Below are 26,812 nucleotides of genomic sequence, written 5' to 3'. Positions count from 1 at the left end.
ACCCCGATTAATCGCGCAACTTCGGAATTTTTCGAAAGCCACTTACCAAAACCCGCATCAAACTGTTAAATCCAAGAATCAGAATACTGAATAATATGGTGATCAGAAATTTGTCAAATTGCAGCATAAGAATCGTAATCACAAACCCGAAAATGAAACATATTAGAAAATGTGCAGGGAATTGAATCCAATAATTGGGATGTTTTCTTTTGGATTTAATCAATCCAAAACTCAGGAAGGTTAATGTAAACTGAATAAGAAGAGATGCTAGAAAAGATATTTTTTGGCTAAATTCATGTTGGTTTTCTACAAATTCCTCAAAAGCTATCTCTTCTGATTTATCCAGTTCGGGCAGGTCTTCAATCGTCAAATCCGACATACCAGATGGCGAATAGAAATAGACTTTCAATGAAGGTTTGTATTTGATGAATAAGCTGGGTTCGTAAAATTCACCATCTCTGTAAACTCCTACAAACAACCAAGTGAGTATGATTAAAAAGATGCCAACTAATAGATTTAGATTTACTTTCATCTTTAAAAATCAACTCACACCCGAATTCCAATGATACAAACGTCATCTACTTGTTCTAGATCTGCTTTCCAGTTTTCAAACTTTTCGTCAATTCGTTCGGCTTGTTTAGACAAAGACAATGAATCTATTTGAAGTAAGAATTCTTGGAAAGGTTTGTTTTTCAATTTTTTTCCTTTTTCTCCACCAAACTGATCTGCCATTCCATCTGTAAACAAATAATACGTTGTATTTGGTATGAAATCTAGTTGGTGTGTTGTAAAAGGAGTTGGATTTTCAGTTTTTCCAATGGGTTGCTTGTTTGGTTTGATTTCAGTGAGTTCTCCTGAATGGATATACCACAGCGGATTATTGGCTCCTGTCCAAGATATTTTACCGTTTTCCTTATTGATGCAAAGCAATGAAATATCCATTCCGTCTTTTACTTCGTCGTTGTTTTTTGCGAAGGTTTCAACAACCAATTCACGCGTTTTGTCCAAAATTTGTCCCGTTTCTGTCAACCCAAATTCTTTTACAGCACGATTCAATGCGTTGGAACAAACCACAGAAACCATCGCGCCTGGAACACCGTGGCCCGTACTATCAGCTGCTGCAATGTAAAAGCGATTATTCACTGTCTCTGACCAGTAAAAATCTCCCGCAACGATGTCTTTTGGTTTGTATAAAATGAAATTCTGAGAAAAAGCTTCGTCAATGACTGATTTGGGAGGTAAAATGGCATCTTGAAGCCGTTTGGCATAACTAATACTGTCCAAAATTTCTTTTTGCTTTTCTTCCAATAAGATGTTTTGATGCTCGACTTTTTTGTTCTGATGAGAAATAAGCTCATTTTGTTCTTGTGTCTCTTTTTCTTTTACTTCAATGATTTGTTTTTGGCGGGTTGTAACTCGGAATCGATTAAACATGAAACCACCAAAAAGTGTAACTAAAGCGAGTCCTCCGTAAAGGGTGTAGCGCATTCGTTGTTCTTCTTTAAACTTCGATGCAACGATTTTCTTCTCCTCTATAACTTGAACACTATCTGCAGCAACTTTTTTCTCGTATTCGTATTTGAATTTCATTTCGGTAGCTGCCTGTCGGTTTTCGGTAGTCGTAATACTATCGCGCATTTTGATATAGAGGTGATAGGCTTCCAGAGCTTGTATTCCTTTTCCTTGTTTTTCGTAAATCTTACTGAGTAGTTCTGCTGCAAATTGAATGTCGACTGGATAACCTATTTCCTCAGCAATGGCCATGCTTCTTTCTGCATAATCTGTTGCTTTGGTGAGATCTCCAAGTAGGTAATATACGTTTCCTATTCTGTATAAAGTATTGACAATTAATTTTTTATCTCCAATTTCTTCGTCCTGTTTCAACGCTTTTGTATAGTAATCTAAGGCTTTTGAATAATCGTTTTGTTCGGTGTAAATATTTCCAATATTGGTCAAACTATTTGCGATTAATTGTTTATCTCCAATTTCTTCTTCTAGGGATAAACTGCGTAAATAGTAGTAAAGTGCCTTTTTTCTCTCTTTGCTTCCATGATACAAAACACCAATATTATTAAGTGTTCTGGCAACTCCCACTTTATCACCTACTTTTTCAAGGGTTTTCATCCCGCGATTGTAATAGTCGAGTGCTTTCTGTTTATCGCCTTGATTGTCATAGGTAATTCCAAGATTGGTAAGACAGGTTGCAATTAATTGTTGTTCATTTGTTTTTTCCAGGATACTTAAACTTTGGTGATAACATTCAAGTGCTTTTGGAATATTGCTTTGGAATGTATAAATGGATCCCAGATTTATGAGGCATCGTGCGATTCCCAATTTGTCGTCAATTTGTTTGTTGATTTTCAAACTGCGGTTATAATATTTCAGAGCTTTGCTGATATCTCCCTGATGATTGTATATAGCTCCAACGTTATTTAGGGCTTTTGCCATCAATTCTTTGTCTCCAATTCGTGAACTAATTTTTAAGCTGCGTTCGTAATAGGTGATTGCTTTCGGAAAATCTCCTTGGTACAGGTTTACATTTCCAATGTTTAAAAGGCTCATTGCTTGTCCTTTTGCGTACTTTAATTTTACAGATAATTTATAGCCGTTTTTGGCACAATCAAGAGCGTTCGAATAATTGGCGGTGAATAAAAATTCTTTACTTAGTTGGGCTAAAGTGCTTACTTTACTTGTATCTTCTTTGTTTTTTTCGAGAACATTCTGTAAAGAATCGATTGTGTGATTTTGTGCTTGAATGTTGAAGGAAAGGAGAATAATCAAGCAAAGGAATGTGTTTTTCATATTGTGGCTTTACAAGGACGAATTTAGGGTTAATAACTGAAAATTAGGTTATTTGAATGTTATAAAACAAGAAGGGACGCCATGCGTGGCGTCCCTTCTTGTTTATTTTTATAGATTTCTTACAAATCAAATTTGATTCCTTGTGCCAATGGCAATGAATCTGTGTAGTTGATCGTGTTGGTCTGACGACGCATATATACTTTCCATGCATCAGAACCAGATTCACGGCCACCTCCAGTTTCTTTTTCACCACCGAAAGCTCCACCAATCTCAGCACCTGATGTACCGATATTTACATTTGCAATTCCACAATCAGAACCTGCTTGAGACAAGAATGCTTCTGCTTCACGCAAGTTATTCGTCATAATTGCTGAAGATAATCCTTGTGGAACTCCGTTTTGAACAGCGATTGCATTTTCTACACCACCTGAGTATTTCATCAAATACAATACAGGAGCAAATGTTTCGTGCTGAACAATTTTAAAGGTGTTTTGAGCTTCTGCAATTGCTGGTTTTACATAACATCCAGATTCATATCCTTCACCAGAAAGAACTCCTCCTTCAACCAATATTTTACCGCCTTCTTCAACAACTTGAATCAACGCGTTTTGATAAGCTTTTACTGCATCTTTATCGATAAGTGGTCCAACGTGATTGTTTTGATCCAATGGATTCCCAATTTTCAACTGTCCGTAAGCGTTTACGACCGCATCTCTTACTTTATCATAAACAGATTCGTGAATAATCAAACGACGAGTAGAAGTACAACGTTGACCTGCTGTTCCAACTGCACCAAATACAGCACCTGGTACTACAATTTTCAAGTCAGCGCTTTCTGTAATGATTACGGCGTTGTTTCCACCTAGTTCCAATAAATGACGACCCAAACGTTTTCCAACTGCTTCACCAACCAATTTACCCATGCGAGTAGAACCTGTTGCAGAAATCAATGGAATGCGTGTGTCGTTCGACATTAATTTTCCGATTTCAGCATCTCCGATTAACAAACAAGAAACTCCTTCAGGAACTCCGTTTGCTTCGAAAACTTCTTGTGTCAATTTCTGGCAAGCGATTGCTGTTAAAGGCGTTTTTTCGGATGGTTTCCAAATACAAACGTCTCCACATACCCAAGCCAAAGCTGTGTTCCAATTCCAAACCGCAACTGGGAAGTTGAATGCAGAAATAATTCCTACGATTCCTAATGGGTGGTATTGTTCGTACATTCTATGTCCAGCGCGTTCAGAGTGCATCGTTAAACCGTACAATTGCCGAGAAAGTCCAACTGCAAAGTCACAGATGTCGATCATTTCTTGAACTTCACCCAAGCCTTCTTGCAATGATTTCCCCATTTCATAAGAAACCAATTCTCCAAGAGCTTGTTTTTTCTCACGGATTTTTTCTGCCAATTGGCGAACAACTTCTCCACGCTTTGGTGCAGGAACCATTCTCCAATAGTGATATGCTTCTTGTGCTTTTAATACGATTGCTTCGTATTCTGTTTCTGTTGCGGAAGAAACAGATGCAATTATTTTTCCATCTACTGGCGAAACTGAATCGATTTGCGCTCCACGTGTGTTAAACCAATATCCTCCTGTTGAAGCTCCACGGTTTACCGCTTCGATTCCCAATGTTTTTAATGTTTCTTGTATTCCAAGATCTGTTGCTGTTGCTGACATTCTTATTCGATTAGTTTGTGCAAAATTACACAATTTTAGTGACTAGGAGTGAGTGTCAAGGAATTATCAAGCGAATAAATGTTAAGGATGATTGGATTGCCTCAATGAATGATTAAATGAGTCTTTGTCGCTTTTAATTCCGAGGATTTTTTTTGGATTTCAACGTTGAGATTTTCCGAAGACATTCCATGTGCATTTGTCGGTTTTTAGAAAATAATTTCGCTAATGTGCTGTCAAAATGCGAATAATCTGATGAGTTTAATGTGATTGTTCCTTGTGTGGTATGAAGGGTTATGAGGATTGTTGTTCGTGGGCCTTTCATCCACCATGGATCTTTATGTAATTCCACATGAAAGGAAGTCAACTCTTTTTCTAGAAGGGTAATCTTTTTTGAACCTAAAAAACGTTTCAGGTAAATTTCGTTTTCTCCTACGGATATGTTCCAGATTCGCAATTGACGGATGGCTAAGAAGAGAAATAATAAATTGCCGAGAATTAAAACCCATCTTCCTTTTTCACTAATCCAATCCGACCAAGGAATTTCTTCGGGATTTCCAAAACACATTCCTATTCCGGATAAAATAAAAAAACCAAGAAGTATGGCGATATATAACTTTCGTTCAAACATGCCTGTAAAATTAGATTTTTAAAATTAAAACCCATTGTGCTTTTTAACGATTGAAGTGAGGGCTTCTCCGTTGTGGTTTGTTCAGCGGGTGGCTTTTAGTTGATGTTGGCGGTAGTTTTTATTTCAATCGCTCAATCAATTCTTCGATATCCCCTTTCCATTTTGGGTAAAGTTCTTCGTTGTCTGTCCAAAGTTCATTTAATTCCGAATTATCACTGATAACTACTTTCAATGCTTTTACAGCATTTGGCTTTAAGTCTGTTACATCCAAATGTTTATTTTTTTCTACAAATTGGAAGAAATTCTCATCTTCTGCGTCCACTCTCGGTTTTGTTCCATTAAGAATGCTGTCAATATATGATGCTGAAACTGTTACTGCGTGACAGTCGTCATATTCCAAATATTCAGCATTCATTGCAGTTTCAAAAGCGTTTTTAAAAATTTCTTTCGGATTGTCTGAATTGTCAATTTCATCAACATAGTCATATGCTGTGTCATCGTCAAATATTCCGTGTCCCCAAGCTCCCATAAATTTGTTCTTTTTTAATTACTAGTTATTGTTTTTTTGCCAGATTAAGGTGGGTATAAATTTACCACCAACGTTTTTGGGCTTTGTGTTCGGGCGGTAAATCGAAGCACAAAAGCCGATATTATTACTAAAGTTAAATCGAAAAACTATCGCTAAAATTTTGACATCTTGTTCCAACCCTTCGGGATCAGCCCACCTATGCGCAAAACCCTTGTTGGCGGTTCGTTGTTTTTTTCGCTATCAATTTCTGTTTGTTTTGTTCAATATTTTTCTTGTCAAGTCAAAGTCGGTTGTGTTGTCGTTGTTAATTATTACGAAATATTTTGTCTGCCAACTTTGCGTTTTTCCTGCTTGTTTATTTGTTACTGTATCCCACGATGGATAAACTCTAATTCCACGTTTTCCACCTTTTCCGTTTTGTATAATAACTCCTTTGTCAGCCAAAACTGATTTTGGGAAAATAAATTGTCCAATGTTGTCACCACTTTTTGATGTAATAGCAATAAAATCAATGTCGTCTAAAATGTCAAAAGGTTCGGTTACGCCATTTTTGTCTCGTTTCCAAATAGTTACAAATTGTCCTGTCTTTGTTGGCGTAATTTTAGAAATCCTATGTTCAATTTTCTGTCCGTCAAGTTCAAATGAGCAAGCTCCATATTCAATACTTTCTGAATTCAGTTTTAGATTTGTCAACCTGAAACCACATTTGTCATAAACCAATTCTTTTACAACCTTCAGGTCAGCATAAAGAGTGTTTTCAGTTGTCATAATTTACGTCTGTTCTTTTTCGTTTCACTCTACAATCCCCGCCAACGGTCTCGCGCTTGGCGAGGTTGCGAACTTTTAAAGTAAACCCAAACTCGAAGTTAGATTATTTTCTTTTATAAAAATCGTTTTTTTGAAGCGAGATTGGAGGCATCTAGCCAAACCAGTGTTAGAGGTGTTTTTATTGATCTATAATGTTTTCGTTTTGATATTTTGAAATCCTTGTTCTTTTTATAAAAATGAATAGTGTTGAAAGGATAAGCCAAATTGCAATTTCAAATATTAATCTATTCATTCTGTATTTCCAATTACCATTTCCATAAGCAAATTCAAAATAGGAATTAAAATCTCTATACATTTCTCTCGGGTAAACGCCAAATGCTTCCATATGCACATCATTATTTGCATAGTGAATTTTGAATGAAATATACCACATCAGTTCAATGCTTATGGGAAGTATAATGAGAACAATTAGCAATAATTGAATAATCCTTCCATTCAGTTTTAAGTACAGAAGTCCAACAATAAAGGCTAATAATGCAGATAGAATGAAATTGTAATTTGGCAGATTTATGGATTCTTTAGTAAATTTCCATAGCCAAGGATTTAAAATAACAATTACGATACTTAATATTACGAATAGGTGTTTTTTCACTTCAATTCTCGGGTTTAATTATTCACCTAACGGCAGTCTGTCTAAAAACCAAAATTCACCTTCTGAGAATTGAATATATGAAAAATCTCGTTGACAGCTATCCGAATATTTAATTCTCATAAAGGGGTTTTTAGACAGTTTGACGGTTTGCAGCTTGGCGTAGGTGGCGATTTCGAAGCGATTCACTATCAGCCAAGCACAAACTTTGATAGAAGCACAAAGCTTGATTTAACCACTGAACCGCCACTTTTGGGTAGGTGCTGTTATAGGCTGGCATTTTATTTTTTTGTATTTAAAATCTCATTTCTATACTTGTCTGCATATTTTCTATACAAATTTCTCATGTTTCCGTCTGGATAACTTGAAAATTGTCTATCTAAGTCTCTCATTAAATCTTGTTCGTTTTCGCTGGCACTTTTAAAAAAACAGCTTCCATCTTTAGGTAGAATTTCAACGGCTTGTTTAATAATTTCAGACGATTTTATTGCTCCTATTTCGTTCAAGGAATTTATTACTTTGTCCGAATATTGAGGATACCATTCTTGTAAGAAAGTCAATATTGAATCTGCTTGTCCAGCGTTTTCTAAGTGCATTACAAGGAATAAATCAAGTTCTATAGGAGTTAAATTTTCAGGTGACTTTTCGTATCGATTGACCAAGATTTCATGTAAAGCAATTGAAAAATCTGAATTATCAACTAATTGAAATAATGACTCAATGTCTTGCTCTTCAACAATTTTATCTCGTTTCAATAAATTGTTTCGGATTTCTTCTGTCATCCACGATAATCCATCATATTTGTTGCTTTTTTGCATATCTACATTCTTTCCGGGTTCTCTATGCTTGCAGCTAACTTATTTATACCCGCTACAAACCTTCCTATAAACAGCCGTACGAGATGAATAGAGGCAGGTTTGTTAATCTTAGCCAAAATACTGAAAAATAGGATAAGTGATCACTTATTTCCTACTCAAGCCCCTCAATCTGCTTCAAATGTTGCTCCACTTGGTATTTGTTGAAATTATCCCAGCTTGGAGCTGCATTCATTTTCTGACCACACATAGCGTCGATGCATACATTTTTGTCTTTGTATGTATCGTGCAAAACGGCTAGAATTTTGAAGAAAAAGGTGTCAAGCATCCCGATTGTCTCAAATTCCGTTTTGTGTGATGAAAGCTGTAATAAATCGAGTATTTCTTTCTTTTCTTCTTTGGTTATCTCTGTCAAATAACCATATTTTAATGACTTGAAAACTAAATTATTCCACACAACAGAATCATGTCCCCACGTTACATTTGGAAGGTTTAAAGAGTGTTCACAAATTAGAACAATCGCATGAAGAACATCATTTAAGTAAGTTGCTGGGAATTCGTCAAAGCTTCTAAATTCAAAACCGCTTTGGTACATTTTTTCCTGATTGAAATCCAAACCAACATCCGAAAGCAATTCATAGTCCAGTTCTGATTCAACTTGATCGCGCCACCAAATGTTTTCTTCCTTGCCAAATTTCAGGAGCTTTCTGAATTCGTCCACGTTGTAGGTCAGAACCTTTCCTTTCGCCATCGCTTTGTTGAACGTACCAACTCCGGTATAGCGAGACATGGCATTTCGCATGGAGCCTGAAGCGAATTTTTCATTCAGATTGTGCTTCTTGCTAATGGTGTCCATAATATCCGGACTGCCTAGTGTTGATATGAAAAAAGGCTCAAACCATTGCAGCAAGTAGATGGCATTGGAATGTGTCTTGTCAAAACCGGGATAATCTATGATTCTGCTATTTTCTGTCAGCGTTGGCAGCGTAATGTGAAAATGGTAAGTCCCATTGTTGAACAGAACAAGGTGATCCTGATTGGACATAAACATATTCAGTCCTATGTTGTAATTGGGGAAATGTAATTTTCCGTTTAGGACAGCTGACTCATTGATTTTATCTATGAACAGCTTTTTAGTGGCTGCTAGCTCATCACACGAATCTGATATTGTTCTATTTTCAAAATATTTCGTTACAAATTCAATCGAATCGCCATCAAAATTTACAGATCCCATTGGATTGTTTTTTTGAGTGAGCATACTCTGAATGTTGTACGGTTGGGTTTCCAAAAAATTCTCTAAAATTGATTTTCCGAGGTATTCTGGGTTGTCGACCACTGGTTTTGTAGTTGCTAAAGTCTTGTGTTGGTAATTTAAATCCAGTTTATCCAGTGAATGACTATTAATCATTCGACTTACGGTATAATTTTTAGTCTTATCGAAAGCAGTTTCCAATAGATGTTCCAGACCGCCAGATTTATAGCAAGTTCTGTAATCTATACTGTAACGTTCACAGCCAATTTTTTCCTGTATGAATGCACCAGAAACAATGATTGATTCTTCGAATTGCATATAGGTTTCGTTTTCTAATCCAATTCCCCAGTAATAGTTTTGTTTCTGATTTGCTTTCATTTATTTTTCTTGGCTTAGTAATGTGTTTTATGGATATTTTACTGAAAAATGTTCGTTTAATCGTGGTAATAGAAAACATGAGAGGAATACCGCTCGTGATTCCACCAATCTTTTCTGGCTTTCGAAAAGTAGTTGTAATTCAATTTTCCTGCTTGCGATTGCAAAGGATAGATAACAACCCCATTTTCTCGGTATGCTTTTTTCGCACTAGTTTCAGGAACAATGGGAGCAATGTGTCCAGAAAGTCCGACTATTTTCCGTTTGGCGCAAATGATTCCAACTCCACCTTCTTCGTTTACTTTCCGTTGGATTTCATCCAGGTCCGTCATCCGTTTCCATCCGAAACTGGCTCCCCACATTAAAAGCCAATCATGAATCGCACTTGAGTAGATACGGGCAACGGTTTGATCAAAAATAGGCTCAACCTCTTGTCCTGCCAGTATTTTTTCAAGTGATTCCGCCGTCCACCACACAGTTGGAAGATATACTTGTGCGAAATAGCAAAAATCATACGTGTACACATTGCAATAGGTATCATCAATGGTTCGTTGGTATCTTAGATTGTGCTTCACATCCAGTTTGTCAATAATTTTCTCGATGCTTGCGCGTTTGGTTTCAGCATTCGTCAAATCGCGATAAGGAACATCTGAATCACTGATAGGATGAGGTTTCGCTAACTGGGAATCCAAACGCGATTCCGGGTCCGTTAATAAATGCGCACTTTTTATTCGCCTATCTGGTGTTGGATCCTCGACTAGCGCTATTGAATTGGTTGCTGTAGTTTCTTTTTTCATTTTGGCTATTTTGTAAGTAAGCGATGGCCTCAATGGATATAAAGTTACAATTTTCAATCATTCACTAATCACTTTTGTTCTGAAATGAAATTTAGGATGACCTTTTTTAAAAACAATAGTATCTGTTGGATATTTGGATAATACATAGAGGGAGTCTCCAGAAATGTAAAAATCCCTTGTCTTTGTTATCGAAACAAAAATTTTCTTGTCCAGTTGAAATTTGTTCTTCAACCTTCGGTAAGTTCCCCGATCATAATGCGTCCATTCTGCTTCATGATGCTTAAAAACATAGGTATTGTCTTTGTACAAAATAATTCGCTCATTATACCCATTCGTAGCAATGATTAATGGCTTTCTTTTTTTATCGATAGATTTGATAATTGCACTACCAATTGAAATACCACTAATGGTAAGAATGATAATGAAAAATGGAATTCGTTTTTCATTCTTTTTCAGTTCCGAATCCCAATAAGCCCTTATGGAGTAAATGGTGACAATAATTCCCAGAATGAAGATCAAAAAGTAACTATCTTTTCCTGCCTGACCTTCGTCTATTGGTTTCTTTAGCCAACCAACAACAACTAAAATTGAAACACCGAGTTGGATTAATCCCCATTTATGTTTACGAAAAATGCTCATAGCATGAATGATTAATTGTTGTAAGCGTTAATGCTCTTAGTGCATAAATTTGTAATTATGCACTTGTAATTCAATTCTCTTTGAGAAAGGTTTAAAGTTACAATTTCAGAGCAAAAATGTTTCTGGTTGTGAAAGAAATGTTGTCGAACTATCCTTTCCAGTTTGGAGAAATAGATAAAATAGTGTTATCTGTTTTCAAATCCCCTTTTCGCATTCTTGTTTTAAATAGACCACTAATGATTAACCACAATTTTGATCGTCGCTTTGTCTTCATGCGTTTTCAAAATGATGAAATAATTTCCTCGAGGTAAATCAGCTGTATTGAGATTGTATGTATAATCTCCTTTGGGTCGGTCTGTATTATCAATAATCTTGATTTCTTTACCAGCTGCGTCAAACAGAATAAGTAATGAGTGTGTAGATTTTGAAAGCGAGGTTTTAACTGTCAGGTTGTCGTTAACAGGGTTTGGATAACAGTTGACATGAATCGTTGTGTGATTTTGAACCAGTTTACTTTCACTAATGCTGGCAGTTCCAGTTGGATCGTACCTCCATATTCTATTAAAGCCTGATGCAAATAAAAGATTCTCATTTACTCTAAATACGCGATTCATACCAGAACAAATAAAAATGGTATCCCATGTAATTCCACCGTCATTTGTTTCAAATGAAAGAGTTCCTCCACCAGTCCATCCTTTCAAGGAATCAATGAATCCAACTCCTTGAATGTCTTGGCTTGTAGAAGTTACCTGATGAATCGTCCATGACATTCCTCCGTCCATTGATTTTAATATACTTGCTGGAACTGATGTTAAATCTTCAATAGATGCAAAATAAATATTGTTGGTTAAATGTTGAATTTTCCAGCAGAATTCATTGGGGGTCGTATTTTGAAACTTATAAGACCAAGTTACTCCTCCATCAGTGGTATAAAGAATCACAGCGTTCTGTAATGGAAGTAGCCCAGTTCCTGTTACAAATCCGGTATCTTTACTGATAAAATGCATATCAATCAATGAACTTGCATATGCAGACATATCAATAAAACTCCAGCTATCTCCTCCGTCATTTGATTTTACAATATATGCTGAATCTTGAAACCAATTACCGCAGCCGTAAATAGTATTCGGATCAGCAGCAGCTAAACCACAAATGCCTTTTTTAGCTTTAGGGTGCAATAATGACGTGAGGTCGCTCCAAGTTGTTCCTCCATCGGTTGTTCTCTGAAGAACATTTGTACCAGTAGTTGAAAATGAACCAACAAACCCTTTTTGGGTATTTACAAATTCAACTGAACGGCAATAAATAGTGGTGTCTTTATGAATTTGAATCCAGTTATCCCCACTATCAATTGTTTTGGCAATTTTTCCATCACCGCATACAGCATAGCCTGTTTGAAAATCGACCATGAAAATATCGTCAACCCTTCCATCGAAAGTTGGTGTATTACAAATAGACCAACCATTTTGTGCAAACGAATAAACAGAGGTCATTAGGATGATTAAGGTTAATTTTATTTTCATATTTTTTATTGCCAATGTAATTTGTTTTTTGATTCTTGACAAGTTTTATCACTTTGATTTAGTAAAGGTGTATAAATCGTGTTTTTAATGTAGGTAATTGATAATAAACGGATACTCTGTGAGTAATTTCGGAATTAGATATGTTGTTCTCGGTTGGGGGAATTTGGATGAAGGAGGATTACTATGATTGAGGTATTCAATATTGAGGTTTAGATAAGTCAAAGGAGTACAAATGGTCAGATTCTGCTCTAAAGAGGCGATCCATACCGTCAAACTTGATGTAGTAAGTATTCTTCGAGACATAAGCGGTATCAAAATCCATTGCAACATCTCCGTCATATAGTACCATCGTATAATCTGAATCTGGAACATAGACACTATACCCCCTTCTGGTAAAGAATCCTGATTGCGGATACAAATAATAGACATGATTAGTTCCTTCTGGTTTCAGTGTAATTTCTGGCGTAGGGGGAAGTAAGGGGAAAATTAACATCAATAATGTCAGCACCAAGATTGATAACGATGTTGCTATTATTGCAATAACCTTTAAGGCTTTATGTATTAGATAGCTACTTGTATAAATGATTAAATAGATGAATAATCCAATGGCAAGGATGTGGGCACATAAGCTATAAATAACCAATAAAGTAAGTGTTTCAGGTCGCCATTTGTACTGAAAAAATTGGAAGTCAATAACAACAACAATAACAGCGAATACTATAATAAAGAAAATCCAGATTGGATTTCGCTTTTTAATTTTCTTTGAAGTTTCTTCCATTTTTTCCGTCAGTAAGAATTAGTTACTCTAATCGTTTATTTTATAAGGCTGTTCCAACATATAAAAACCTTATTTTGTTTATGGTTTACGCACGAAAATAATTGTGAAACCAATGAAAGATTCAACTAAAAACAAGGATCCAATCATAGGGAAATTGAATTCATGTCGGAAACAGAAATACGACAAAACCGCTGCACCAAGTGAAAGAACAAGCACAACTATTTTGTAACCGATACTTCTAAATTTAAGCCCCAAAAGAATTCCAATAAGAGAAACTAACATGATCGCCAAAGCGGCAAGACCAAAATAGAAAGTTAAATTATTGAGACCATTAAAATTCATGGGCAGATGGGATTTGTTAGTACTTATCGTGTTTTATAGATTTTTAGAAAAGCTTGTGATGAAACTCACATGCTTACACCAGCTTGGAAGATGAGCTTCTATCAGCATTAATTTTTCTTTTTATGAACTTTCAACAATCCAATTTCATATAATCCTCCAGCATCAATTCTAGTGATGTCTTCAATTGCAAACATTATTCTACCTCGGTCTAATGAGCTACGGGTGCCAAATTCTTTGACAACAATAGATTCGGCATCCATTTCTCCCGCTCGCGCCAACACGGATGGTTGAGAAAGCACCAGCTAACAAGGAGCTATGTTTTATCGTATTTAAATTTTCTCCTCATGATGCTCCATTCATTTTCTTCGGTTCCTAAAAACTTTAATCCATTCTTTCTAAAGGCATTACTGAATTTGTTGAAATTTAAATAGTAGTATTCTGTTATTAGAACCTTTCTTCCATTTTTGAGATACAATAAGTAAGCTGAATATTTAAATTTTGTCCTTCCTCTATTTAAAAAGTAAGGTCTTACAATGGATGAATATCCAATTATTTCTACTGTTGGGATTTTTCTTTTAAAAAGAAAGAACGATGGTCGTAAAATAATTTCACCATTAAAAATCTCTAAAAACGTTGGCTCTTTGAATAACTTATAAATAAACCGCAACTCAAAAATAAGGATTACTCCCAGTATAATACTTTTAATGAGTATATCTGTTGGATTAGATTCGGCTAATAAAGTATTGGTAACAAATATTGTAATTAAAATAAAAAAGCTTAATTCAAGATTTTTTGCAACGATATTAGACTCTTTTGATAAAGATTTAAATGAGAATCCTGTATTAGACATTTTTTAATAGACTTTTATTTTAGCTCTTTAATTACCACGAAGCTAGTGCGAGCTGGAAGCTCGTGCTAAAACACTAAATTAACGGAAATCCTATTCCCGTCAAATTGATTTCCAAAACAGTTTGATCAGCTGCTCGCGCCAGCTTGGGGATTTTTAGCAGTAGCCAAGTTTTTCACCAAATAGTTTCAAAATATTCGCATACAATTTCCATTTCTTCGCTCGGATATTCATTGAATTCTTTCATTTCATTGGTGTAGTAATCCCAATGTGCTTTTTTCCAATAATCCAATGTTTTATCTCCTTCACCTTCAATTTGAGCGTATTCTGGTGTAATATGTTTCAATTTAACGATCTCTACTTTTACTGTCCTTATTATTGCTTTAGGTTCTCCGTCCCAATTTGTAACAATAGCAATATCTCCAATTTTTGGAAATGGTTCATTATTTTTCTGAAACCACCATACAGATGGTGAGGTAGCTTGTTTAATTTTTTGAACGACTAGGTCGGCACATTCATCAGCTTCTTTTTTATTATCACAAAAGAAAAAAGATGGAGGTTGTTCAATATTAGTATATTCACTATTGTTTTTTTGAAATTCTTTCCAATATTCTTTCATAGAATTTTTGGTTTCATAATTGTTTTTATGACTCGTAATTATTGCCTTTTTATCTTGATTACAAGATATTAAGGTTATTAAAATAAAAGGAATTATTAATTTTGACACAGTTTATTTTTTGGTTACATCCCAAGCTAGCGCGAGTTCCTGTCCCGACCCTTTGGGATCAGATCGTGTTAAAGTGCTAAATTAATCTAAATCCCGTTCTCATCAAATCGATTTCCAAAACAGGTTGATCCCCAGTATAATTTCTTGGGTTATTCTATTTCGAGCTCATTTACTTTCTTCAATTTCCAGATCCGTAATGGTAGTATAAAAAGCTTTTTTAATGGAGTCTCTGCAGAAATCTCTTAGCCCAGGAGACATGTTTTTGAGTTTAACCAGGTCAAATGAGGTAATTCTGAAATCTTTAACGTCCTTATTGACTTCTAATTTATTCGAACCATCGGAGTTTGAGCTAAAGAGATACAACGGGGTGTATATCTCTCCTGTGCTTACAAATCCTAAAATCTTTGGCACGGCACGAAAATGTATGCAATACTGGTGAAGTGAATCAGATGGAATATGAAAGCCTGTAAGAGTCAATTTATTTTGCTTAATTGTCAGATGCCCATTTGTTCTCGGGTCTTATTTGGAAATGGAATATACAATATACCATCATTAGGGGCCGATTTGATTAAGGAAATTTCGCCGTACCAATGTTTCATTTTGGGTTCCTTCGCAAACTCCAAAATAAGCGAATCGCTGAATAAAGAGTAGGTGATTACTGTATCTTGGAATGTAGACGTACTGATTAAACTATTAAAAGCTTTTATCTTTTCAGCTTTAGGATCACAGGCTAAAAAAGCTAAGCCAAACGCTAATACAGAGATAAAAATAATAGTAACACTTTTCATAGGCGGGTTAGTTACTTTTCAAATCACCCCCTTTGCCTTCAATTCCAAATACTTATTGATCGAATTGATTGACAAATCTTCGGGTTTTGAAAGAATTGTCTGAATGCCATTTTTGCGTAATTCGCGGGCTATGTTCCACTTCACGTTCGACATTTTATCGGCCACCGTTGCTTCGATGAGTTCTTTCATGGAATGAACGGGTTGCTGCGCCAATTCTTGCAATTCGTTGTTTTGGAAGAAAATGACTACCAAAACGTGTCGTTTGTTCAACCGTTGCAGCATGGGCAAAGCTCTGCGCATGGCAAATTCGCTTTCGAAATTGGTAAAAAGCAGGAGCAAAGACCGTGTTTTTACTTGCTTGCGAATCGTTTGATACAACAATTCGTAGTTCGCTTCCTTGAATAATGTTTTTTGATTGTAGAGGTTTTCCAAAATGCGTTTCAACTGCCCTTGATTCCGCTCTGCTGGAACAATGGATCCCATTTTGTCTGAGAAAGTAATTAAACCCGCTCGGTCTCCTTTTCGCAAAGCAATATTGGTGAATACCAAGGTGGAATTGATGGCATAATCCAGCATGGTCATTTTGTGAAATGCCAACTGCATGGGTCTACTTTTGTCAATGACGCAATAAACAGGTTGCGACCGCTCTTCTTGGTATTGATTGACCATCAATTCATTTTTCCGACTCGTTGCTTTCCAGTTTACCGTTCTGAAATCATCTCCTTGAACGTAGTTCCGAATTTGCTCAAACTCACTGGTGTTTCCAATCCGTCGCACTTTTTTGATTCCCTGAGAAACCGTTTGTTGATTGAAAACTTTCAATTCGTATTGCTTCATTTGCAAAACAGACGGGTAGACTTCAATCTTTTCAACCAATGGAATAATCAGTCGTCTTTGAGCAAGAAACAAAGTCGATCGAACAAAAATAACAACGTTTCTGAATTCGTATTCTCCGCGCTCAGTGGGAGTGAAGGAGTAATTGAACTCTTTGGTTTTCTTCGGAAGTAAAAGCGCATTCCAAACAGAAGCTCTTTTCTGCATGAAGACTGGATAGCCCTCGTAAATTCCAACTTGAAGGGGTTGCGGTGTTTGATTGAGAATCGAAACCGTAACCTTGTTTTCATCCCCTAAATTCATGCGCTGTTGAAATTTGCGTTGCACACGAATGGGTTCTTTATTGACATTTACAAGCAAGACATCTAAAATAACGGCAAACAATAGTACAAACAAAACTGTTTTACCAATGATGCCGAGGAAAGGAGCGAAAAATGCTCCTCCAATTAACGCGATTCCAATTCCTCCTACGAGGAAAAAGAAACGGGTGAGATGTATGCTTGCCAAGAATTTCATTAACGAGGAACTTCGATTGTTTGAACAATTTCGCGAACAACTTCTTCTACGCGAGTTCCTTCCATTTCTGCTTCTGGAGTTAAAATCAATCGGTGATTCAACACATGAATCGTTACAAACTGAATATCATCTGGAGTTACAAAGTCTCTACCGCGAATGGCTGCAAATGCTTTGGCAGATTTCAAGATCGAAAGCGAAGCACGTGGAGATCCTCCTAAATAGATTTTAGAATGATTTCTTGTTTTGTTTACGATTTGAGCAATGTATTGTATTAAGCGATCTTCGATGATAATTTTTTCTACAACCGTTTGCACTTTGCGCAATTCATCAGCAGTGAATACAGACAGGATATTTTCTAAATCTGGGGATTTAATTTGCTCTTTGTAGCGTGTCAAGATGAGCATTTCTTCTTCCAAGGTTGGATAATCCAATTTGATTTTGAATAAGAAACGGTCTAATTGAGCTTCCGGTAAATTGTATGTTCCTTCTTGCTCAACAGGGTTTTGAGTGGCAATCACTAAAAACGGAAACGACATTTCGTAACGTGTTCCATCATACGTAATTTGTCTTTCTTCCATTACCTCAAACAAGGCTGCTTGCGTTTTTGCTGGTGCACGATTAATCTCATCAATCAACACGATATTGGAGAATATTGGCCCTTTTTTGAAGTTAAAGTTACTGTCCTTCATGTTGAAAACAGAAGTACCAATCACATCCGAAGGCATTAAATCGGGTGTAAACTGAATACGCGAAAAATCAACATGCAATACTTTTGAAAGTGCTTTGGAAGAAAGTGTTTTTGCAACTCCAGGAACACCTTCCAACAAAATATGTCCGTTGGAAAAAATCCCTGCCAATAACAATTCAATCATTTCAGATTGCCCAATCACATATTTGCGCATTTCTTCACGAACGCGGTTCACTTTCTCAGCGACCCACAATAGTTCGGTTTGATCGCGTTGTACAAAAGCTTCTGGCACGGTTTCTTGCGCAGGACTTTGAGACAAAGCACTTGGTTGCTCTTTTGGAGCTACAGGATTATTAGAAGATTCGTTTGATTGATCTTCGTTACTCGGCATGTAAGCCGCTAAATCGTCATTTCCTTCTTGGATCATGATTTATGAAGTTTAATGAATTCAACAAATTGATTCAATGCAGATTTTGCCTTTTTTGTAAGCATCGTCTGTTTTATTGTAAAGGAGTTTCCATCTTCGCATTCAAATAGAATACGTGATTTCTCCACGGTGCAATGTATTGTTTGGTTCAATGAAATGACGCGTTTTCCAGCTACTAAGCCGTATATGATGATTTCATTAGCCTTGATAAGCGCAACAGGAATTCGAATGTATCGTGAAGCAAAATAAATCAGAAGTATTGCAGGAATGACGAATAACATTCCAACTCCACCGCCCATTGCCAGTAAATACAGTCCGCGGAATAAAGTAATCACTCCTATTAACAAAATAAATGCTCCAATAAGGATGAATTTATTGAGAGCAACTTCCTTGTCGGAAGCAACAAACCGTTTGCTTGGCTGCTGAATTCCGGTACTGATATAGAATTCTCGGATATTGGCGTACACTTCACCCAAGTGTTTATTGTCGACATGATTTTTCCGTGAATCTAAACTCAAAATAAGTGCTTTCACTTTTTCAGCATCGTAAGGAACTTTTTCAATCAATTTCTCTACGTTTTCCTTCAAGTTTTCTTTGCGATTTAGGTCAATGTAGAAATGCTTATTGATCGTTGCGTAGAAGTTTTTTCGCATCACTTGAAGCACACCAATTGGAGAGTTTCTAGAAATGTAAATAGAACTTAATGTTTCAACAAATGCCAAAGACATGTTTCTTTTTTCGGTATGTCCAGGTAAAATATCTTCTTTTCTCTTTGCTCGGAAAAAGACGTATACCAATATGAGTACGATGGACAGTAAAAAGGCAAGTCGTAAAATTGGATTTTTGAGAATGAATTGAATCAGTGAAGTATCTTCTTTTTCTGCTCCACCTTCGTCGTCTTCATCTGAATCAATGCTGTAATCGTCCACTTTATTAATTCCACATGTTAGGAATATAACGGGTTTATCTTTCGGGATTTTATTGAGAATGACTTGTGCATGCGCATATCCATTGGGCTGAATAACTTGGTAGTTTTCAAATAAATTTGGAATGCAATGTAAATGAACTTTCCCTTTTGCATGTTTCTCATAAAAGGCAATTGGATGCTTCATCGCAAAAAGGTATGAGCGATAGTTGGTATCTATAATGCCGTATTCGTCAAAGGAAAACCAATTTTCATTGATTGTATCATTTTGATAGATGTTGTAATAAGGCAATGAAGTATCACCGACATATGCAAAGAGAACTCTGCTATAATCCCAATAGAATGCGTTTTCGTAAAAATGCCTTTCGTAAATATTGGTGGTCATGTAATTGAAGCTTAAAAACACCGTAGCGCCACTATCTGCATAATGCATGATGGAATCGTACGAATCATTTGAGACACCAAAATCATCTCCAATAAAGAGGTATGTCGCTTCTTCATGATTGGGAATTGTATCTAAATCTCCCCAGTATTTTAGGTTGTAAATCGAATCTTTTACGTGAACCTTTAATAGATCCATGAAAAAGGAAATATTTCGCGGATTAGCATTTTTTAGTTCGTATGTTCTATCCCAATCTGAACTGTATTTTTTGTTTACCTTTTGTTCACCAGCAGCAGTTCCATCCAATAACCAAATCACCACGCCAATAAATAACGCAAATGCCAAAAATGATATGATTATTTTTCGATTCATTTAGTGTTTTCAATGGATTGGTATGCTTTTTTCAATTGTGGTTCTATTGTTTGGTAACTAGTAGCATCGATGGCATAATCACCGTACCAAACTAAGTCGTAGATAGAAACGATTTGCTCAAATTCTCGTGCAGCTGGCCTTCCTTGCACTTCAATGATGTAGTGCATGTTTGTTTTTTCCTTCTTCCAGAAAATCCACTTGCGATTGGTTAATTCCTTCATGGCAAACAAGAAGTAAATGCGCACACATTCCTTGTAATTTTCAGTAGCTGTAGCTTCTTCCAATCTCAATTCAAGCTCTGTCTTACTAATTTCCGCTGGATTCAAATCGGCAACTAAAGCTTCAAACGGAATTGCCCTTGTTCCTTGTGGGTTTCTGTTTTTAATCATGTAATAGATCAAAAATGCCAAGGCTACCAATACGAGGATTATTCCCAAATATTTCCAGAAATTTACAGAGAAACTAGTATCAGGAGCATTGATGTCTGGACCTTCTGGCGCATCAAAATCAGGGACATCTACCGGATCAGATGGTTCAATGTTTGGATCTTCTTCAATACTTCCTGTTCCATTGCCTCCATTTTTACCGCTTTTTCCTTCTTCTAAATCTTTTGCAGAATATGGAGTTCCTTGATACGGGCTTGTAGTTCCATTCGATGTACCTGAATTATTCGAAGATGATTCATTGATGGTCGAAGGACTTTGATAATCGTCTGTTTCTGGACCTTTGTATTTTTCTGATTTTTTGTATCCGTGTTCTTCTCGGATCTGTTCCCATTTCTCGCGAGGAGTTTGTTGGGTCTCCTTTTTTGCGCCACCGCCAGAGCTATTGCGCTGGACTTGCGAAAAGAGAACCAATGGAAACGTCAAAAGGAAGATATGTAGGATGAATTTAATCAAAGTCTAATGAGGTTTCTTGATAGCGTTTGCGTTTTCCAAAAGTGGAAAATTGTTTTTTCAAGCCTGTTGCAAGATTTTGTTCTTGACAGGTATAAAACTGAAAGCCCATCATGATGACAAAAAGCGGAAGGGTAAACAAAATGAAAAGAACATAGAAAATTTGACGTACAATGTTAGCTGGAACCATGAAATCCGCCATGTAATAACGAGATACATTTTTCACGAAATCTGCCAGTTTATCTAACAAATCTTCTTGAATGGGTGTGCGCATAAAGTTTACTTCTTGGTAACTCAGTACGCAAGCTATTGGTTGTGCGAAAATGAATAATACCAAAGACATCAATGAAATCCCAAGTAATACATTGCCATAATTTTTTGTTCCGTATCCAAATCCATTTTTAAATCGTTTTCCAAAGCGTTCTTCCCCCAAAACAATAGATGAAGCTTGTAGCCAAAAGAATGGAGCAATGAATAACACAAGGAACATCCAATACCAAGGGAGGTAGAAAAGAATTAAAAAGAGGAAGCTTAGTCCGAGCCAAGTAGCAGGAAGCTTTTGAAGCATGTAAGGTAGAAATGCTTTTAGACTTGCTTTTTCTTCTTGAAATTTAAAGTGATACAGAATTGAAATCGTAAAAATGGAAAGAATAATTGTCCATAAAAACGTAACGACAACATCGCTGATAGATTCCACTCCAAATCCCATAATAATACTCAACTGTGACGCCCAATCGTATTCGTATTGATGTGTAAGTTCATCATACCTTGTGAGATCTTGAAAAATGACAATCGCAATAATAATCGGAATCGTTAAAACGAGATTGTAGCGCATTATTTTGCCAATATGAACACGGTAGAATGAGAAGGAATCGGAAAAAATTTGCCCGAAATTTCGTATTTTATTTAAATCGAAAACGTTTTTATACGTTTTAATCGGCGGATTGCTTTCATGCACCAATTCTGGGAAACGTCTTGCAACAACAATGGGAAAAATGATGTAATAGAAAATGATAATTGCAAAGGAAATAGTGATGATTGCCCATTTAGACCATTCGGCTAATTCTTGGTACTTGTGTGTGACAAAACTTTCTAAGAACCCCGCTACAATTAAAAAAGGAACGAGTGACATCATGATTTTCAAGCCGCGTTTTGCTGAGAGCTGTAAACTTTGCAATCGGGTATAGGAACCAGGAAATAACAATCCGTTTCCGAGGGTAATTCCAGCTCCACCAGCAATGGCTATGGAACTAATTTCAAATGCACCGTGAATCCAAATTCCTAAGAAAGAAGCAAGTAATAATCCTTTTAAGTGAAAGAAATATTGAAATGCACCCAACATAATTGAATTGTTGAAGATTAAAATATGTGTTCCAACAGTAAAAAGAATCCCCGCGATAAAGGTGTAGAAGGAAACAGTGATATTGTTGAGGGTAATTTCCAAAAACATACTAATTTGTGATCCACTGTGATAAATACCCAATGGGTCGCCTTTTTCGATGTTTCTCAAAGTCACTTCAACATAACGATCACCCATAATCATTCGTGGGAAATCAGGATTGAAATGTGTAGAAATAGCACCAACGATAGACCAGAAAAGAAAAATAAATAGTGCAAAAAGCAAGTTTTTGCGTGATCTGTATATTTCTAGTGGAATGGAAACGCGCCAAACAGTAAACAACTTTTTGAAAGAGTCTTTTCGCTGTTTGTGAACCAAATTGTGAATTCCTTGAGCTATTTGATTCAGATAAACGCGAACGGTGCGTTTGCTATAGAACGTTTGTGCATAACTTAAGTCGTCCGTAATGTCCGAATACAAGTCGGCAATTTCTTCAGGATCACTTGTTTGATTTGAAGTTAAGGACTGGAATTTCTTCCACTTTTCTTTGTTTTGTTCTATGAAGGAGGTTTCTTTCATGCAGTTCGATAAAAATAGTTGTTTTATTGAATCTAGAAAGCATTAACGGATGAAATTTATTTATTGGTTCAAAGGTTTTTTCTAATAGACTTTTAAATTGAACCTTTTCAACTATTTGAACTTTTTCAACATTCTAATCTATGATTCGACTACTTTCTCTTCGATGACTTGTGCATGATCTCGAATTTTCCAATTTTAATAAAGAACCCTCCTTTTTCCGTTTCAGTTGCTTTCCCGGTTTTGAAATCGACAGGTGTTTTTGTGTTCTCCGAAAGAGCATTGGTAATTAGCGGAATTGGATTCTTCATGTTGGATGAATGTCCTGCATTTGAAGCCAAATCGTTGCTTGGAGCTTTCTTTACTTCTTCATTTAAAGTGGGTGAAACGGGTTGTTTGTTATCCTTTACTTCGGGCAAAATAGTTGGGTGATGGGGTTGAGGTTTGTTGTTCCCAATCAAATTTTTATCTACTTCTGGTTCAATAGGAAGGTTGCGTTCTTCGTTTTTGTTTTCCTCTTGAGTTGTATTTCTACGCTGATCCAAATTTGGAGCTAAATTGTTTTTGTCTTTTTGAGCAACAAAGCTGTTCTGTTCTTCCATTGGTTTGGTAGAAGGGACAATTTCCACTGATTTTTTGACTTCCGTTTTTGGATTTTTAATGACTGGTTGTTTTTGAGCAACCCTATTTGTTGTTGAGTTACCAGTTCCTGTTTGAATTTGAAAGAACAAAAGTAAAAGCGCAGCAACGCCTGTTATTCCCGCAATGATTTTCCACGGAATAAACACCATTTCTTTTTGTTTCAAACTTTCTTTATCGGAATAAGAAACAGTGATTGCTTCCAAACGCGTTTCTTCGAAATCACGAATCACTTTTTGAGCATTGGGATTTTGAACAAGATAAGAATCCAACTGTTTCTCTTCCGAATTCGAAAGTATAGATTCCATTTTCCCAATGGCGAAATAGTCTAAATTTTCACTCGTAACGAAACGGTCTTCTTCCTTTTTGAGCATCTCCTTTTCCAAAGCACCCAATAATTCAGGAGCATCGTCTAAAATCAGTAATTCCTCATCTACTTGCAATTCGGGATGTGCAGCTAAGAACTCCTCAAACGCAATTCGCTCTGCTTCGGAAAGAGTTCCTTCCAAATAATCCAGGTAAAAGGATTCGTAATTGTCGGTATGAATGAGTTTCTTCATGCTACTAATTCTGTTGATTTCAGGTAGTTCTTCAAAGTTTGACGCGCTCTAAAGATATACACTTTTACTTGTGATTCGTTCAGCGCTGTAATTTCTGCTATTTCATTGTAATTGTACCCTTCATAATCTCTCAATAAAATGACCGTTTTTTGAATTTCCGGCAATCTGTTTACTGCTTCTTGCAACGTTTTTTGAACATCAAACAAATGACTAAGCGGATCATCTTGCTTGATATCTTCTCCTTCAAAGCTTGTTGATCGCTTTTCTTTTTTTAGCGTATCTACCATTTGGTGGTAAGCTGTTGTAAACAAATACGACTTTGCTTTGGAAGCTTCAATTGTTTCGTGTTTTTCCCAAACTTTTGCAAATGTTTCCTGAATAACGTCTTCAGACAACATCCGATTTTGGGTGTGTTTGACTACAAACCGAAATAAATTATCAGCATACAAATCAACCGCTTCGTTGTATTCTTTTCGAGTCATGTAGTCATTTAACAATCGTAAGACCGTTTCATGTCTATAAAGTTACAGCCGAAATTCATTTTTTTTGAAAAAAGTTCTGAACGCCCTGTTTTGTAGTAGTTTAAAGCGTACTATTGTAGTGATTTAACAATTTTCCTATAAAACTAATTGTTTTTCCTGATCTATCTTGATCATTGAAGATGCTAGAAAAAAAAGAATTTATATTCAATCGGTTTTGGTTTCAGGAGGTAGTTTCACTTCTGATGAAGCTTCATCCAGTCATTTTATTTCTGTTAGGCTGGTTGGATTCGAAAGAGAGTTTTTTGGTGTTGATTTTAGGTTATTTAATTTTTGCTTTACGGATTCAAGTCGAAATGGCAATTTCGTTTGTTTACGACTACAAATTACACATTCTCCACTCAATCAACCGATCATCGTTATCGAAGGTTGGATCTGCGATTTCCTATTTAATTGGCTTCTTGTTTGTATTGTGTGTATGGCTTTTCATTTACCTCATTTTTTTCGGATTGTATTACGATTCCGTTGCACGACAATATACCTATGGAGAACCCGGTGTATTTGATGGGGAATCAGGTAGTTTACTGATTCAAACGCTTTGGATCAATGGAATTTATTTTTTGATTTTGGAAATTCTTCATCTCCGAAAAGAGGTCAAGGAAATGACACCAGCAAAACACGACTTAATGCGTGCAATGTTTTTAAATGTTCCGATGCAAAATTTGAATAAATGGGCTGCTTTCCCGATGATTTGGTTGATGATTTTTTCGGCGGGATTCATTTTCCTGTGCACTGCTAGAGCATTTCAAGGAGCAATTATTCTCTACTTCATTTTTGATGTAGGATTTACTTTTTTGAAACGACTCGAGAAAAGAAAAAACGGTTGATTAGATTTTAGAGATTCTCTTTTTAACCGTAAAATGTTCTCCAATCACTTCCAATAAGTAAGAACCCGCAGCCAATGTGGATAAATCAATCGTTTTGTTATTGCTTAATGTTTGAAACGCGACTTTTTTACCTTGCGAATTGATGAGGTTTATTTCGACGATTTCTTCGGAAGATTCAATAGCGATTAAATCAGAAGTTGGGTTCGGGTAGACTTGAATTTCGGTCTGCATTTCGTCCGCAAGACCCAAAATAGTGCTTTTGTGATAAGCAATTGTTCCACCAGCAGCTGACCAAATAAACTCAGGATCGTTATTCGAATCTAAATTACCAATAGACACCTCATTGGTAAATAAGGAATTGTTTTCATACAGAAAAGTTTGTCCGCCAAACGTTTCATTTCCATTATTGAATAACATACGTACTTTGTTTGAGTAAGCCATGTATAAATCCTGAAATCCATCCGCATCCGCATCTACAGATGCCATAGAAGTAATTGAAGGGGAATTAAAAAGCGTTCCTTCGAGCTGAAATGTTTCATCTCCGTTATTGGTATACAATTTCACATCTCCTGTTGAATGTTGAATCACTACATCTTTGAATCCGTCATTGTTTACATCAACCACATGAATCAAGCGTGCAATCAATTGTTCTGAGGTAAAAGTATATGGGGTGAAATTTCCAGCCCCATCATTGAAATAAATCACTCCGCCGAGGGTCTCTGCTGTGATGAGATCTGGCTTGCCATCGTTGTTCATGTCGGCAGTTTCCAGATACATACATTCCAAGACGTTTGGTGAAGTTGAAGTTGTGAGAATATGTTCTTTGGTAAAGGAAGCGCTTCCGTTATTTCTGTATAAGTCAATCGAATGTTGACCGATAATTACCAAATCTTGACTTCCGTTGTTGTCGAAATCTTGTATAACCAAAGCATTCAAGAAGACGTTAGCAGAATCGATTTCATGTTTCGTAAAGCCACCACTTCCATTATTGAGATAAATAACCACTTCACCATACGTTTGACCAATGGTTGCTAAATCTTGCGAGTTATCGCCATTTAAATCTCCCGAAGCCACATAAACAGGGTAGGAAAGGGTGGAATCGATAATGATTTTGCTTGAAAAAGTTCCGTTTCCATTGTTGGAATAATAGGCAACTTTATCATTAAATGCCTGAGCTACAATGATCTCATTTTTGGTGTCATTGTTTAAATCTGCAGTAATTATGCGCCGAATTCCAATAGAAGCGGATGAATTATCAATGATGTTCACTGGTCCAAATTGACAAATAGAGATGGTTGATAGGAATAAAAAGAATAAGAGCGTATAATGTTTCATAATTTGAATAGTCATCAGATAA

Annotated in this window: 26 protein-coding genes; 1 reads left to right on the top strand and 25 read right to left on the bottom strand. The window is 36.2% G+C overall.

Annotated elements, in window-relative coordinates:
• Positions 1-7: 7 nt before the first annotated feature.
• The 24 genes from FLUTA_RS06445 to FLUTA_RS06320 form a co-directional block, all read right to left on the bottom strand.
• Positions 8-532, bottom strand: coding sequence for a hypothetical protein (locus FLUTA_RS06445; protein WP_013686052.1), 525 nt, complete (start codon positions 530-532; stop codon positions 8-10).
• A 14-nt stretch (positions 533-546) separates the two neighbouring features.
• Entirely contained in the window at positions 547-2,802 is a 2,256-nt protein-coding gene (locus FLUTA_RS06440; RefSeq protein WP_013686051.1) for a tetratricopeptide repeat protein, read from the bottom strand.
• A 119-nt stretch (positions 2,803-2,921) separates the two neighbouring features.
• Positions 2,922-4,478: an L-piperidine-6-carboxylate dehydrogenase gene (gene amaB, locus FLUTA_RS06435; protein ID WP_013686050.1), complete on the bottom strand. Its 1,557-nt coding sequence runs from the start codon at positions 4,476-4,478 to the stop codon at positions 2,922-2,924.
• A gap of 133 nt (positions 4,479-4,611) precedes the next feature.
• Positions 4,612-5,106 (bottom strand): hypothetical protein, encoded by a 495-nt coding sequence (locus FLUTA_RS06430; protein WP_013686049.1) that lies wholly within the window; start codon positions 5,104-5,106, stop codon positions 4,612-4,614.
• Between the two features lie 118 nt (positions 5,107-5,224).
• Complete coding sequence (locus tag FLUTA_RS06425; protein ID WP_013686048.1) at positions 5,225-5,635, bottom strand: DUF4259 domain-containing protein; 411 nt, start codon at positions 5,633-5,635, stop codon at positions 5,225-5,227.
• Between the two features lie 240 nt (positions 5,636-5,875).
• Complete coding sequence (locus tag FLUTA_RS06420; protein ID WP_013686047.1) at positions 5,876-6,403, bottom strand: MepB family protein; 528 nt, start codon at positions 6,401-6,403, stop codon at positions 5,876-5,878.
• A gap of 178 nt (positions 6,404-6,581) precedes the next feature.
• On the bottom strand, positions 6,582-7,055 hold the full coding sequence (locus FLUTA_RS06415) for a hypothetical protein (RefSeq protein ID WP_043023689.1): 474 nt from the start codon (positions 7,053-7,055) through the stop codon (positions 6,582-6,584).
• 278 nt (positions 7,056-7,333) lie between these two features.
• On the bottom strand, positions 7,334-7,870 hold the full coding sequence (locus tag FLUTA_RS06410) for a DMP19 family protein (RefSeq protein ID WP_013686044.1): 537 nt from the start codon (positions 7,868-7,870) through the stop codon (positions 7,334-7,336).
• A gap of 151 nt (positions 7,871-8,021) precedes the next feature.
• Positions 8,022-9,497, bottom strand: coding sequence for a hypothetical protein (locus tag FLUTA_RS06405; RefSeq protein ID WP_013686043.1), 1,476 nt, complete (start codon positions 9,495-9,497; stop codon positions 8,022-8,024).
• Between the two features lie 56 nt (positions 9,498-9,553).
• Complete coding sequence (locus tag FLUTA_RS06400) at positions 9,554-10,291, bottom strand: hypothetical protein (RefSeq protein ID WP_013686042.1); 738 nt, start codon at positions 10,289-10,291, stop codon at positions 9,554-9,556.
• 57 nt (positions 10,292-10,348) lie between these two features.
• Entirely contained in the window at positions 10,349-10,930 is a 582-nt protein-coding gene (locus tag FLUTA_RS06395; protein WP_013686041.1) for a hypothetical protein, read from the bottom strand.
• Positions 10,931-11,163: 233 nt separating this feature from the next.
• Entirely contained in the window at positions 11,164-12,453 is a 1,290-nt protein-coding gene (locus FLUTA_RS06390; RefSeq protein WP_013686040.1) for a T9SS type A sorting domain-containing protein, read from the bottom strand.
• 196 nt (positions 12,454-12,649) lie between these two features.
• Positions 12,650-13,231, bottom strand: a complete 582-nt coding sequence (locus FLUTA_RS06385) for a hypothetical protein (RefSeq protein ID WP_013686039.1) — start codon at positions 13,229-13,231, stop codon at positions 12,650-12,652.
• A 78-nt stretch (positions 13,232-13,309) separates the two neighbouring features.
• Positions 13,310-13,573, bottom strand: a complete 264-nt coding sequence (locus tag FLUTA_RS06380; protein ID WP_013686038.1) for a hypothetical protein — start codon at positions 13,571-13,573, stop codon at positions 13,310-13,312.
• Between the two features lie 313 nt (positions 13,574-13,886).
• Entirely contained in the window at positions 13,887-14,423 is a 537-nt protein-coding gene (locus FLUTA_RS06370; protein WP_013686037.1) for a hypothetical protein, read from the bottom strand.
• A 172-nt stretch (positions 14,424-14,595) separates the two neighbouring features.
• Positions 14,596-15,147, bottom strand: coding sequence for an ASCH domain-containing protein (locus FLUTA_RS06365; protein WP_013686036.1), 552 nt, complete (start codon positions 15,145-15,147; stop codon positions 14,596-14,598).
• A 494-nt stretch (positions 15,148-15,641) separates the two neighbouring features.
• Positions 15,642-15,935, bottom strand: a complete 294-nt coding sequence (locus tag FLUTA_RS06355; protein ID WP_013686034.1) for a hypothetical protein — start codon at positions 15,933-15,935, stop codon at positions 15,642-15,644.
• Between the two features lie 18 nt (positions 15,936-15,953).
• Positions 15,954-17,285 carry a DUF58 domain-containing protein gene (locus FLUTA_RS06350; protein ID WP_013686033.1) on the bottom strand — a complete coding sequence of 444 codons (1,332 nt, stop codon included), beginning with the start codon at positions 17,283-17,285 and terminating at the stop codon, positions 15,954-15,956.
• Entirely contained in the window at positions 17,285-18,400 is a 1,116-nt protein-coding gene (locus FLUTA_RS06345) for an AAA family ATPase (protein WP_013686032.1), read from the bottom strand. Before FLUTA_RS06345 ends, FLUTA_RS06350 begins: the two co-directional genes overlap by 1 nt.
• Positions 18,397-20,079 (bottom strand): hypothetical protein, encoded by a 1,683-nt coding sequence (locus FLUTA_RS06340; protein WP_043023683.1) that lies wholly within the window; start codon positions 20,077-20,079, stop codon positions 18,397-18,399. Before FLUTA_RS06340 ends, FLUTA_RS06345 begins: the two co-directional genes overlap by 4 nt.
• Positions 20,076-20,978, bottom strand: a complete 903-nt coding sequence (locus FLUTA_RS06335; RefSeq protein WP_013686030.1) for a hypothetical protein — start codon at positions 20,976-20,978, stop codon at positions 20,076-20,078. The genes FLUTA_RS06340 and FLUTA_RS06335 overlap by 4 nt, the downstream gene beginning before the upstream one ends.
• Positions 20,971-22,893, bottom strand: a complete 1,923-nt coding sequence (locus FLUTA_RS20645) for a stage II sporulation protein M (RefSeq protein ID WP_013686029.1) — start codon at positions 22,891-22,893, stop codon at positions 20,971-20,973. The genes FLUTA_RS06335 and FLUTA_RS20645 overlap by 8 nt, the downstream gene beginning before the upstream one ends.
• A gap of 149 nt (positions 22,894-23,042) precedes the next feature.
• A complete protein-coding gene (locus tag FLUTA_RS06325; RefSeq protein ID WP_013686028.1) occupies positions 23,043-24,089 on the bottom strand; it encodes an anti-sigma factor in 1,047 nt (348 codons plus the stop codon).
• Positions 24,086-24,571 carry an RNA polymerase sigma factor gene (locus FLUTA_RS06320; protein ID WP_013686027.1) on the bottom strand — a complete coding sequence of 162 codons (486 nt, stop codon included), beginning with the start codon at positions 24,569-24,571 and terminating at the stop codon, positions 24,086-24,088. Before FLUTA_RS06320 ends, FLUTA_RS06325 begins: the two co-directional genes overlap by 4 nt.
• A gap of 179 nt (positions 24,572-24,750) precedes the next feature.
• Between FLUTA_RS06320 and FLUTA_RS06315 the strand changes: the two genes are divergently transcribed.
• Positions 24,751-25,455, top strand: a complete 705-nt coding sequence (locus tag FLUTA_RS06315) for a hypothetical protein (protein ID WP_013686026.1) — start codon at positions 24,751-24,753, stop codon at positions 25,453-25,455.
• On the opposite strand, the gene FLUTA_RS06310 is transcribed toward FLUTA_RS06315, so the two are convergent.
• On the bottom strand, positions 25,456-26,790 hold the full coding sequence (locus FLUTA_RS06310) for a T9SS type A sorting domain-containing protein (protein ID WP_169312064.1): 1,335 nt from the start codon (positions 26,788-26,790) through the stop codon (positions 25,456-25,458).
• Positions 26,791-26,812: the final 22 nt, after the last annotated feature.

Source organism: Fluviicola taffensis DSM 16823, assembly GCF_000194605.1.
Lineage (GTDB): Bacteria > Bacteroidota > Bacteroidia > Flavobacteriales_D > Crocinitomicaceae > Fluviicola > Fluviicola taffensis.
This window is presented reverse-complemented; position numbering and strand designations above follow the sequence as displayed.